Genomic DNA, 14262 nt, shown 5'->3' on the forward strand with positions numbered 1-14262 from the left:
GGACCTGAGTTTATCAGTAAAGCATTAGACAGATGGGCTTATGAAAAGAAAATAGAACTGGAGTTCTCAAGACCGGGAAAACCTACTGATAATGCATTTATTGAGAGTTTTAACGGATCATTACGCGATGAGTGTCTTAATGTAAATTGGTTTCTCTCCTTAGAAGATGCACAGCAGAAGTTGGATGTCTGGAGAGAAGATTACAACAGCTACAGACCTCATAGTTCGTTAGGAAATTTAACACCAAATGAATTCATCATTAACAGTCAGAAAAATCAAATTTCTCTAATTTAGACTGTTCCATATATCGGGGGGAGGTCAGAACTTAAATAGTATAAATTATTTAGTTATAGATTTTTTAATAGATTTTGTCATGCGACTGATATAATCACTGTTTTAATCTTTGAAAATATACTGATTGCTTTTATTTAAGAATGATATTATTTGAAATTAAAAATAATAATTCAGATTCTGGAGTTTTCCCTGTGATAGATTCATTTTAGAATTTAATGGATACATGAAAAAAATATAAAAGCCTGATTTTTATTTCAGGACTATTCTTCGTTCTGATTATAATAGTATAATTAAAAAATAAAATATTATACGTCAAGTTCTGTCGTTGTCCATAAATATTTTTGCTGTAGAATTCAATTCAAAAATTCATACTGTTCTGTTTATAAAATCAACACCTAATATAAAGTAACCTATAGGAAATCACAAAGTTTACTGGAATACAAGACGGATATAGAATAGAGGTTTTCATGAAATAGGTGCACTATAATTCATTTTGAAAGCCTTATGCAATTGATTGTAGAGGACAGATTTTACCTTTTCCGCAATTTAAATCAATCCTCTGTGAATAAAAGTGGACGAGATGAGAAAATATTTATCATAAGACTTAAAATTCATATTAAAAAATAAAAAATGGCTAAAAAACCAATCACAGAATTAAAAACCAATTTTAAAGCAGGCAAAAGGCCGACAGAAGGGCAGTTTGTAGATCTGCTGGACAGTTATGTTCATCTGGACTCCTTTAATCCAAATGCTTACTTACCCTTAGCCGGTGGGAAAATGACAGGAACGATCAATCTGGGAAATACAAGCACAAACTGGATTTCCAGGGACATGTCTAATAACACCGTGAGTTCAGGCTTCTCAAGGTATTTTACAAAATTAATAGGATCCAATGGGGATATAGATACGTTTGGATATTTTGGAAATGCATCTGATACAGGAGTAGTTACATTAAGCTGGGGGTATATTGGAGGTACAACATATAATGGTAAAAATGCCATTAGATGGACATCAGACCAGCGGGTGGCTATTGGAGCAAGTGCAACAACAGTTCCGACAGCAGGCTATGCATTAGATGTGATAGGCAGTACCTATACAAGAGGAAATGTTGATTTTACAGGTATTATAAACTCGAAGTCGGGCGAACTTGCCATTCAGAGAATAGGGGTTAACAGAATCAGAACCGGTTCTACCAGTCTGATCTTATCTGGTGATACGGCAACAGGTCTTATTTATTTAAGACCTCAAGGCGATGCATCAGCAGCAGGACAGGTGATTATTAATGCAAACTATACTCAGTTTTTGGATGGTTACAATTTGTATTTTGGATCTCAGACGGCAGCTGGATCCGCAATGTTCCATACCAACATTGCCAGTGCTGCGAATGGCTATGGAATATGGATGGGACAGAATTTACAATTTAATGGGACAGAGTTCATTCAGCCCAGAGGGAGTTTAGCTTCATGGGGGTTTACAGCAAATAATCATAGAGGTTTTTCTTTTAATTATGCTGCCAGTTCAGGGGCTAACGGAAGTGCTGTAGCCTTAACAGAAGTCGTAAAAATAAATAATGCGGGAACTATAACTACTCTGAATCATGGCAATTCAAGCCAATGGAATACCGCTTTTACACAGGGGTTACTTTATCGGGGACTGGTAGGAAATATTGATCTGAACACGATGACCACAGGCGGATATTGGGTTCAGGGGGCAAATGCCAATGCTACTCCGGAGACTAACCATCCGGTGGCATTGGCAGGTATGCTAAAGATTTTTGCAACCGGAACGAATATCGTTCAGGAATACAATACATATGCTGGAAATAATGATTCGTACAGAAGATATTATTACAACGGAACATGGTCTTCCTGGACAAAAGATTGGGATTCTAATGATTTTTCCCAACAGGCCGTTAATAACTGGAATACGGCTTTTGCAAGGAAAAACGAATCCGGGCAGGTGAAAATAACGTATACAGGACTGTCGGTTTCCAATTTTGCAGCAAATACTTATAAGCAGGTCAATATTGGCGGAGCAGCTCCAACCATCGCCGCTTTACCGACAACAAAATATCCGAACAGCACCCCTAATAATTATAAAGGAGTATTTGATTCAACGAGAAATGGCGGATCTACATCGTATGCAGGAAGATTAATCGAAAATCCCGTTCCGGGTCAGAACCATAGATGGAGGATTATAGGCAGCTATTCCGGCAGGACAGCTTCATTAGCGGAAACACAGACATTGTATCTCAGGCTCAGAAACCCTGTCAGCGGCTTTACTGTTATGGGTGGAGTAATTATCCTTGCCCCTCAGCAGACAGCAGGAGAGTTTTCAATATTATTTGATACGATTGCAGACTCAGCGTCAATATCTGTACCCAATGGATATATTCTGGAGGCAATAGCTACTTATGCTGACACCAATTTATCCCTGACTATAAGTTCGGTCACACGATTTTCAGAAGCAGTAGAATCCTGATGAATTATAATTCATTGTAAGAATAATAATAATAATAATAATAATAATAATAATAATAATAATAATAATAATAATAATAATAATAATAATAATAATAATAATAATAATAATAATTTCCGGAAGCTGGCCAAACTGAATTAGGACTAACTTCCGGAAATTATTATAATAGGGAATATAATTATTTGTTATTTTTAAATTGATATCGGATGTTTAAATTTTTTCCCTTAGAAAGCTTTTGTTAAAGAAAGTAAAAATATGATAAATAAAAAATGGATAATTTTTATCAAATATTAAAATTATTTATTTTTATTTATTTTGTTTTGAAAAGCATCATTGCTGTAATCTTCAAATTTTATCTTCCCGAAATCTTTTTCGGAAAATATTTGAGTTTTCTTGATAATTTTGTTTTCATCAGGGAAGAATGTCTCAACTCCATATTTGCTGAGAAATATCTGTTTGCTATATTTATCAAACTTAAAAGTTATATATATTATTTTTTTATTATTTCCATCTCCTTCGGTTTGTTCTAATGTGAAAAATTCGTTTTTAATCACTAAATTATTATCTAAAACAGAATTGTTCGGAATGAAAGAATATAGAATATTGCTGTTTTCTATTTTAATATAGGTATCATTTGTACTTAATAACAAAATTACCGGAGAATCTAAAGTTTCTATTTCTTTATCAATATTCTTAGTTTTATAAATAAATATGATGTCTTTTTTATTATCATTATTCAAATCGCATATTTCCTCTTTTTCCAGAATGTAGTTTGGCTGCATTGCCTTTTTTGTATTTGCTATTATTTTTTTTAGTTTATAATCTATTTCTTGGCTAAAAAAGTTATTTATAAAAAGCAAAAATGCAATTCCGAATAAATTTTTGGTATTTAAAACGCTCATTTTTTTATTTAATTTTTTGAATTGGATGATATAAACCGTTATAAAATGTTTTTTCTCCCTTAATAATATCTCTTCTGTAGTCTCCGTCCTCAGGATTACCTAAAGCAGTATCAGTCAATACTGTAGCATTTCATTAGTAATAACGCCGATTTATTGTTACAATAAATCGAAAACCTTCGGATTAGTCCAATTGCTATGTAGGTAAGACTTTCCATTTACAAAATATTTCTGCTTCCTGCCATTAAAATCTGATGTTTTTTATAAATTGCCGATGAGTTTGAATTAAGTCAGTTAATATATAAATCAGTTAATATATTTATGTTTGATATTTTGCAACTCTAAAGTGGTGATTTTTATTCAACTTCTTACCCTTATTTTTTTAATTTTTAACAATATCTCATTCAAAAGAAAAATAATTTTCCTTAAATTTTATTTACTGTTAAAGATGATGATGCTCGCTGCTCACAGGCCGTAATCATCTGACCCATATTCCATAGATTCTTTCCCATCTTAACTTCTTGTGAACCTCCATCCAAATTCCCTCTTATTATTTTGTGGCAAAACAATCCAGATACGCTCAATAGAACCGTTTTTAATCCATTATTAAAGTAATGATAGACAACTGGCAACTGACCAGCTTATTTTTCTTTTGAAAAATATTTTTTTATGTTTAATTTTCCCCTATCAACAGCATAATTTCAACCGTTTTATTATAGGTCTGAAGGTTTCCTAAACCAAATTTTGTAGTGACTCTCCTTTCGTCTGGCATGAATGAGAAAAATTCATTTTTCCGATTTATTTTTGTTTATTAGTTTCAGAATTTCAGTTCTTTTTGTTGCATTCTAAATTGCTAATTTTTTTTAGAACTTTTTTTCTTTAATAATTTTATACAGGTTTATTAAAAGATAATCAAATTAATTATAATTATTTCTTCATATTTTGAATTATCATCATTTTTGATGTAAAAATTTTTGATTTATCATAATATCGTGAGTAGTTTAAAACTATTTAAAATTTAGTATTTATTTTTTAATATATAATTTACTGGTATTCATTTAATTATATATTTAATTATATTATTTTAATACATAATTAATAATAATTTTTTGTTAAATATCATTTATTAGTGATTTTTTTTTCTACTTTAGCAAAAAACTAAGGGCTAGAAAGCATAATTGAAACTTCAATAAATTTGAATCTTTTAAGTATTTTTTCTTGTTTTTTGATTTCCGAACTTAATATGAATTAGGTGGCGGAGCTATAATAACAATTCGAAAAAACATGAACTCAAAAATGGTATTTACCTATACAAAATCTCATTTCAGCAATAAACTTATTGATAATAAGCTTAATTTTTATTTTATTATTAATAAAAATATAATTATTTAAAACTTTATTCTTAGAAAGAATTATTTCTTCAGGATCATTCGAATCTTACCAATATCATTAAATCTTGAAAACTAATAATAACAAAGAGATTTCTTAAGAAGAGATTCTTTATAACGAAGTCTGATCGCTGAAATCCACCCTTATCATTTAATATAATGCTAAATACATCATCTTTATCTAATATTTTTTGGCTCAATAAGACAAAAAATAAAGAAACAATTGTTTTATCTGAAGAGAAAGTAGAATATTTGGAGATAGAAATTCTGAAACATCAGTTGAGTAGTTTTCTGAGGATTTCTAAAGATAATAATTTATCCAAATTAACCATTGTTTCCTCTGTTTTTTCCTTTTTACTTGATCGGTATTTTGATAATTATCAGAATATTATCAAAGTGTATCCATGTGATCTTATTCAGCTAACGAATAGTATATTACTTGAAGTTCCGGATGACAAAGAAATTACTTTTAAAAAGCAACTAAAGAACTTTGCCAGTGATATTAAAGAGGCTGTTTCTTATTCTAATTATGATGCATCTAATCTGGATTTAACTGGGTTCTCTAACTGTTCTATTCAGTTTAACCAAAAATTAGAATCGATACAGGATGATACTTCCCTTTTTTATAATGAATCAGGTGATAAAATTGTTTTAGGTATCTATTATAAAGATGTTTACAAGGGATATGTGATTGATAGCTTGTTGAACAGTTTTATTCATATACTTTCCAATTATGATCGATTATTGGACACCGGTCTTGCTGATTATACTCTTGTAGCTGGACAGGAAGCCTTTGATATTCTTATCAACTTTAATACAACAACTGACTATCCTTCAGATAAAACAATTATAGATTTATTTGAATCCCAGGTTAAGGAAAGTCCTGATGCGCTGGCAGTAGTATATGGGGACATAGCTCTAAGCTATGCTGATTTAAATAGAGAGTCTAATCGACTGGCTTATTATCTTAAAGATCAATATCGTATTCATGGGGATGATTTGATCTGTATTCAGCTGCCCCGTAATGAAAAGATGATTATATCCATTTTAGGGATACTGAAATCAGGAGGAGCTTATGTACCTGTTGATGTTGATTACCCTGAAGAAAGAATAGATTATATTCTTACTGATACCAAAGCCAAAGTAAATATAGATGCTACATTTTTGACTGGGTTTGATGTTTTAAAAAATGAGTACCCAACAACGAATCCTGAATCACTTATCCAACCTGGCGATTTAGCCTATGTTATTTATACATCAGGAACGACAGGGAATCCTAAAGGTGTAATGATTGAGCACCGGAACGTGTTTCATTCTACCATAAACAGGATTACTTTCTATAATATTGAAAGTATGCTGTTGATTCCTTCTTTTTCTTTTGACTCTTCAGTGGCTGTGATTTTCGGGACTTTATGCAGTGGAGGAAGATTGTTTATTGAAAGCAATATTCATGTAAAAGATGTAGAGTATATCTCATCTCAGATTATAAAAAATAAAATACAGGGACTATTATGTGTCCCTAATTATTATTCTAACCTACTTCCTTACGTGAATGAAAATACACTGGGAAGCAATACATTGAAATATGTAATTGTAGCAGGAGAAGAGTTAAGTAAAAATTTAGTATTAAATCATCAGAAATACAGCGACGCTATTCTTTATAATGAATATGGTCCTACCGAGTGTGCAGTGTGGTCGTCAGTTTCTATTGTCAATCACTCTGATGTAAATATTGGTAAACCTATTTCCAATACCGAGATCTATATTTTGGATGAATATGGTCATTTGGTACCAGTGGGAGTAAATGGTGAGTTGTATATCGCCGGAGCCGGATTGGCTAGAGGTTATTTAAATCGTGAAGATTTAACTTCTGAGAAATTTGTAGATAATCCGTTTGTGGAGGGTACAAAAATGTACCGAACCGGGGATTTAGGCAGATGGTTGCCGGATGGCAGTATTGAATACCTTGGAAGAATTGATGATCAGGTCAAGATCCGTGGTCATAGAATAGAGCTTGGAGAGATTGACAGTCAGGTACTTTCTTACGGTGAAGCGATCAAGGCTGTAGTCACTGAAGTGAAGGAACATGAAGGAGATAAACGTTTGGTTGTTTACTATGTGAGTGATTCTGTTATAGACAAGCAGGAATTAGCTTACTATCTTGAGACTAAGCTTCCTCAGTATATGCTTCCGAGCTATTACATCGCATTAGAAAGTATTCCCCTTACCAGTAATGGTAAGATTGATAGAAGGAATTTACCTGAAGTAAGTTCAGAAGATCTGATCAAGACTGAATACATAGCTCCAAGAACGTTGGAAGAAAAACTTTTGATAGAAGTTTGTGAGCAGGTTTTGAAACATAGTACTATCAGTATCCGTGACAGCTATTATAATCTTGGTGGAGATTCTATTAAATCAATCCAGATTGTATCGAGATTACGCCAACGTGGCTATAGCCTTAAAGTAGAGCATATTTTACAATATCCTGTATTAGAGGAATTGTCTCATTATATGACCACAGATGTGGTATTGATTGATCAGTCTACGGTTAGTGGTGTGAGTCTTCTTACTCCTATTCAACGGTATTTCTTTGAGAGTGAAGAATTTAATAATAAAAACCATTATAACCAGTCTGTTATCCTGAAGAGTAATGAACGGCTTTCGAGTTCTGTATTAGAATCTTCGATCCAGAGTTTGGTTCATCACCATGATACATTAAGAATGGTGTATCATCAACAAGATGGGATTTGGTCTCAAAATAATGCAGGGACAGAAGGTACTCATTACCATTTTGAATATTTTGATTTAAAAGAAGAAGGCTCTCCGGAAAAAGAGCTTATTGCTCTACAAAAAGTAGGACAAGGTCTCCAGGGTAAAATACATATAGAATCAGGAATTTTATTCCATGTCGGTCATATCTCAATGAGTGATGGTGACCGGTTGTTGCTGATTATTCATCATTTGGTCGTGGATGGTGTTTCATGGAGGATATTAATGGAAGACCTGGGTAATTTATATGAAGCAGGTCTTAAAGGAGAATCTTATGATCTTCCATCCAAAACTAATTCTTTCCAAAGTTGGGGAGAAGCTTTGGAAAGCTACAGTAACAGTTCTGCTCTTTTCAAAGAACGCTTATATTGGGAGGGTGTAGAATCAGAAGTTTATTCTGGTATCCCTACAGATCATCCGGTCAATAGAAAATATACTTTAGACAAAAATATAGGGTTTACGCTTAATGAGGAGTCCACACGTTTATTACAGACCCGTGCTGGGAAGAATTACACTGCTGATATCAATGATGTTTTATTAACCGGATTAGCTTTGTCCTTACAGGATCAGTTTGGCATTAATAAGACCAAAGTATTGATGGAGGGCCATGGTAGAGAGGTGATGGGGACAGGCTTAGATATCAGTAGAACAGTGGGATGGTTTACCAGTGTTTATCCTTTTTCGTTGGACATCAGTAATAATAGCCAACCAGCCTTGGTAAGTATAAAAGAAGGCTTACGAAACGTTCCAAATAAAGGAATTGGTTATGGTATTCTGAATTATCTGAGTGATGCGTTTTCTTCAGGAAACCATCCTTCCGTGCAGTTCAATTATCTTGGAGATTTCGATGATAGAACAGGATCAGCGTTTCATTATACATCGGAGAATATTGGAAATCCGGTAGCTGAAGAAAATCTGTATACTGATATTTTATTGGATGTATCGGGAATGACTGTGAATGGAGAGATGAATATCAATCTCCGTTATTCAGGTAATCTCTTTAATGAATCTACGGTTCAGAAATTGGTGGATAGCTATCAGATTCAGTTAGAAAAAATGATCAGTGAGGGTGAAGAATCAGAAGTGGTTTTAACGCCTTCAGATCTTACGTATAAAAGATTATCATTTAATACCATTCAGGAGATCAACAGGAATCATGATATAGAAGATATTTATGGATTGTCTCCAATGCAACAAGGTTTGTATTACCATTGGATGGTAGAGCCTAAAGGATCTGCATATTTTATGCAGACTTCTTATAGGATCAAATCCAAAAATATTGATATATCAGCAGTAAAGGCAGCTTTTGGAATTCTTATTAACCGTTATACCGTTCTTCGCACTTCTTTTAATAATCATTACGGAGAGGTTCCACTTCAGATTGTTCATAAAAATGCACATATAGACTTCAAACATTTGATCTTGGAATCAGAGTTTGAATTAGACAACATCAAACAAGGAGATATTACTCGGGGTTTTAATTTGATTGAACCTACCCAGATGCGTTTGATGGTTATAGAGCTGCCACATGGTGATTATGAGTTTATTTGGAGTCACCATCATATTATCATGGATGGCTGGTGTTTAAATATTCTGATCAATAATTTTTCGGCAATTTTAAGTTCATTAGAACAAAAATCAGAAATCAGTTTACCAGAATCAAAAGACTATTCTTCTTATATAAAATGGTTAGAAGGGGTAGATAAAGAAGCTGCCGCTGCGTATTGGGAAAATTATCTAAAAGGGGTGATTTTACCTACGTTAATTCCTTCTAAAAAGAATGCATCAGAAGCTAAATCCCATTTTATAGCTGAAATACTAAAGATAGAAAATGAAGAATTCAAAAGTATTAAAAACTTTTGTCAAAGTTTAGGGATCACCCTTAATACTTATTTACAGGGGGTGTGGGCTTACTTGTTAAGTTCTTATAATGCTTCTGAAGAAGTTGTATTCGGTTCAGTGGTTTCAGGAAGACCTGCAGAATTAGAGGGTATAGAAAATATGGTAGGTCTTTTTATCAATACGATTCCTGTACGAGTAAATTTAGATAAATCGGATACTCCAAGAAGTCTTTTAGAGAAGATACATCAGGATTCTATTCAGAGTACCGGATATCATTTTACAGGTTTAGCTGAGATACAATCTTTCTCTTCATTGGGGAAAGAATTAATCAATAATATTATAATTTTTGAAAACTACGCAAGGCAGGATGCTAATGAGGATCTGTCCATTATGGGCTTGGTTGGTCAGGATGTAGATACTTTTGAACAAACGAGCTACGATTTTAATATTGTTGCTGTTCCAGGAGATCATAATTTATTGATCGATTTTAAATACAATTCATCTGTATTCTATCCGTCTTTTGTGAAATCTCTGGTAGAACATTTTAAAAGCTTGATTGGCCAGTTTGCAACTTTTCCTGATCTGGCTATCAATAATTTAAGTTATTTAAGTACTAACGAGGTAAAAGAATTATTGGAAGATTTCAGCGGAACTGAGGTATTGTATTCTTCGGAAAATACGGTTGTAAATTTATTTGAAGAGCAAGTCAATAATTGTGCTCACAGCTTGGCAATAGAGTCAGGCTTAACAAAACTTAATTACGCTGATTTAAATATAGAATCTAACCGTCTTGCTCATTACCTGAGGGATCATCACAATATCAGAACTAATGACTTGGTTTGTATTCAATTACCGCGTGATGAAAAGATGATTATTTCGATCCTGGGAATTCTAAAATCAGGTGGAGCTTATGTTCCGATTGATATGAATTACCCTCAGGAAAGAACAGAATATATTATAAAAGATACCAAATCTAAGTTATATATCGACGAGTCTTTCTGGAAAGAGTTTGATTCATTGAAAGAGAATTATTCAACAGAAAATCCTACCACAGAGATTCATCCTTCAGATCTTGCTTATGTAATATATACATCAGGAACTACAGGAAATCCTAAAGGTGTATGTATCAGCCATTCCAATCTGATGAACTATGTTTCATGGAGTAATGGGTATTATTTTAATAATGAAGACCGTGGTAACTGGGGGCTCTTCACATCAATTTCCTTCGACCTTTCTGTTACTGCAGTATTCTGTTCTCTGACAAGAGGAAGTTCCTTATGGCTGGGTGAAAATGAAGAAGATATTTTAGCTGTGCTTATTAAGGCATTTGAAAATAAAGATATAGATATCTTAAAATTAACGCCTTCCCATATTTCATTATTAAAAAATATAGAAATTCATAATACAGGTATCCGTAAAATTATTTTAGGAGGAGAAAAGCTTTATAATGAACATATTCAGATCATTCATGCTATAAATAAAGATATTGAAGTCTATGATGAATATGGTCCAACAGAAGCAACGGTAGGATGTATTGCGCGAAAAGTTGATTTGTCCGTTAACACGATCGGAAGTCCGATATCGAATACTCAGATTTATATATTAGATGAATATGGACATTTGCTACCGGCGGGGGTCCATGGAGAATTGTATATCGCAGGAGCAGGATTGGCCAGAGGTTATCTAAACCGTGAAGATCTTACTTCAGAGAAGTTTGTAGCTAATCCATTTGTGGAGGGTACCAAAATGTACCGTACAGGGGATTTAGGAAGATGGCTACCGGATGGGACAATTGAATATCTGGGAAGAACTGATCATCAGGTAAAGATCCGAGGGCATAGAATAGAGCTTAGAGAGATCGACAGCCAGGTACTTTCTTATAATTCCGGTATCCAATCTGTAGTGACAGAAGTGAAGGAGCATGAAGGTGACAAGAGTTTGGTGGTGTACTTTGTAAGTGATTCTGTTATTAACAAGCAGGAACTTGCTTACTATTTAGAAGGCAAACTTCCCCAATATATGCTTCCCAGCTTTTACGTTGAGCTGGATCGTATTCCACTAACCAGTAACGGAAAGATCGATAGGAAGAATTTACCAAAAGTAAGCTCTTCAGATTTGATCAAGACTGAATATGTGGCACCGGGAACAGCAGAGGAGAAAGCTTTGGTGGAAGTCTGTGAGCAGGTTTTAAAATATAGTCCTGTCAGTATCCGTGATAATTATTATAACCTTGGAGGAGATTCGATTAAATCGATCCAGATCGTATCCAGATTACGTCAGCGCGGCTATAGCTTGAAAGTAGAGCATATTTTACAATATCCTGTTTTAGAAGAGCTGGCTCATTATATGACAACAGATGTTGCCGTGATCGATCAGTCTGTTGTAACGGGAGATAGTATTCTTACTCCCATCCAAAGATATTTCTTTGAGAGTGAGGAATTGGTTGATAAGAACCATTACAATCAGGCTGTAATTTTAAAGAGCAGTGAAAGACTTTCAGATTCTGTCTTGGAATCTTCGATCTGTACTTTGGTAAATCATCATGATGCCTTAAGGATGGAATACCGAGAGGAAAATGGAGTATGGAGTCAGTATAATTTAGGAACAGAAGGTAATCATTACCATTTTGAATATTTTGATATCAGAGAAGATAGTTCTACTGAAGACGAACTTGCTTCTTTACAAAAAATAGGAGATCATCTTCAAAGTACCATCAACATAGAATCGGGAATATTATTCCATGTAGGCCATGTTTCGATGAGTGATGGTGACCGAATCATCTTAGTTATTCACCACTTGGTCGTTGACGGAATTTCCTGGAGGATCTTGTTAGAAGATTTAGGGAACTTATACGAATCCGGTATTAAAGGAGGATCTTATGATCTTCCATCGAAAACAGATTCTTTCCAGAGTTGGGGAGAAGCGTTGGAAAACTACAGCAAGAGTTCCGTTCTTTCCAAAGAACGTTTGTATTGGGAAGGAGTAGAATCAGAAGTTTATCCTGCTATTCCAACCGATCATGCTTCAAAAGGCAGACATATTTTAGATAATACTGTAAGTTTTTCACTTAGTGAAGCGTCTACGAAACTATTACAGACTCAGGCAGGTAAGAAATACAGTGCCGAGATCAATGATGTTTTATTAACCGGCCTGGCCTTATCCTTACAGGATCAGTTTGGTATTAATAAGACCAAAGTATTGATGGAGGGTCATGGTAGAGAGGTGATGGGTACAGGCTTGGATATCAGCAGAACAGTAGGATGGTTTACCAGTGTGTATCCTTTTTCGTTAGATATCAGCAATAAGAACCAGCCGGCATTAGTCAGTGTAAAAGAAGATTTGAGAGGAATTCCTCATAAAGGGATTGGTTATGGAGTATTAAATTATCTAGGAAATTCGTTTTCGCCAGTAAACAATCCATCGGTTCAGTTCAATTATCTTGGAGATTTTGATGATACAGTAGGATTGGCATTTTATTATAGCTCAGAAGCTATCGGGAATCCGGTATCAGAAGAAAACCTAGGAACAGATATTCTATTAGATGTTTCAGGAATCACGATGAGTGGTGCCATGACTATCACCATCCGTTATTCAGGAGATCTCTTTAATGAAGTAACAGTTCAGAAACTGATAGACAGTTATCAGAGTCATTTGGAGAAAATGATTGATGGGGAGAAAGAAACAGAGGTGATTTTAACACCATCAGATCTTACTTATAAAGGGTTATCTTTCAGTACGATTCAGGAGATCAATAAGAATCAAGATATTGAAGATATTTATGAGCTTTCGCCAATGCAACAGGGATTATATTACCACTGGATGGCAGCACCGAAAGGATCAGCATATTTCATGCAGACTTCGTACAGGGCAAAATCTGAAGGTTTTGATCTATCCCTGGTAGAAAGGGCATTTGAAATCCTTGTCAACCGTTATACTGTTTTACGTACTTCTTTTGATAACCGTTTCGGAGAAGTTCCTTTGCAGATTGTTCATCAGCATGCCCGTGTAGATTTCAAGCATTTGATCCTAGAATCAGAACTTGAATTAGATAATATAAAACAAGGAGACATTGCTCGTGGTTTTAATTTGATTGAACCTACGCAGATGCGTTTGTTGGTTGTGGAATTGCCTAATGGTTATTACGAATTCATTTGGAGTTATCACCATATTATCATGGATGGATGGTGCTTAAGTATTCTGGTTAATGATTTTACAGCTATTTTGGATAGCCTTCAGCAGGGAGTTACTATTTTATTACCAGATACTGAGAAATATGCCTCATATATTAAATGGCTTGAAAGCGTAGATAAAGAAGAAGCTTTAGCTTATTGGGAAAACTATCTTCAGGGAATTGATTCCCCAACTTTAATTCCTTTTGTCAGAACTGAAAAAGAAGAAGCTTCTCACTATCTTACTGAAACCCTTATTGTAAGAGACCATGATTTGGAGAGGACTGAAAAATTCTGCCAAAATTTAGGAATTACCTTGAATACTTATGTCCAGGGAGTCTGGTCTTACCTTTTAAGTTCTTATAATGCCTCCGAAGAAGTTGTATTTGGTAGCGTGGTTTCAGGTCGACCTGCTGAAGT

At 34.2% G+C, this 14262-nt stretch carries 4 protein-coding genes; 3 read left to right on the top strand and 1 reads right to left on the bottom strand.

From position 1 onward, the window contains the following. Both H561_RS22955 and H561_RS23500 read left to right on the top strand, forming a co-directional pair. Window positions 1–294 (top strand): integrase core domain-containing protein (locus tag H561_RS22955; protein WP_034762782.1); only part of this gene is annotated, 294 nt, incomplete at its 5' end. A gap of 630 nt (window positions 295–924) precedes the next feature. Beyond that, entirely contained in the window at window positions 925–2775 is a 1851-nt protein-coding gene (locus H561_RS23500; protein ID WP_027388579.1) for a pyocin knob domain-containing protein, read from the top strand. Window positions 2776–3071: 296 nt separating this feature from the next. On the opposite strand, the gene H561_RS0119940 is transcribed toward H561_RS23500, so the two are convergent. Beyond that, on the bottom strand, window positions 3072–3677 hold the full coding sequence (locus H561_RS0119940; protein WP_027388580.1) for a hypothetical protein: 606 nt from the start codon (window positions 3675–3677) through the stop codon (window positions 3072–3074). Window positions 3678–5221: 1544 nt separating this feature from the next. Here H561_RS0119940 and H561_RS0119945 point away from each other — a divergent pair. Then, window positions 5222–14262, top strand: a 9041-nt coding sequence (locus tag H561_RS0119945; RefSeq protein ID WP_027388581.1) for a non-ribosomal peptide synthetase, incomplete at its 3' end; no start/stop codon positions are given.

The organism is Chryseobacterium gregarium DSM 19109 (assembly GCF_000430845.1).
GTDB lineage: Bacteria > Bacteroidota > Bacteroidia > Flavobacteriales > Weeksellaceae > Chryseobacterium > Chryseobacterium gregarium.

Bases quoted from the DNA above. Each gene is read 5' to 3' on its own strand.
- H561_RS23500 (WP_027388579.1), top strand. From the start codon at position 925: ATGGCTAAAAAACCAATCACAGAATTAAAAACCAATTTTAAAGCAGGC.
- H561_RS0119940 (WP_027388580.1), bottom strand. From the start codon at position 3,677: ATGAGCGTTTTAAATACCAAAAATTTATTCGGAATTGCATTTTTGCTT.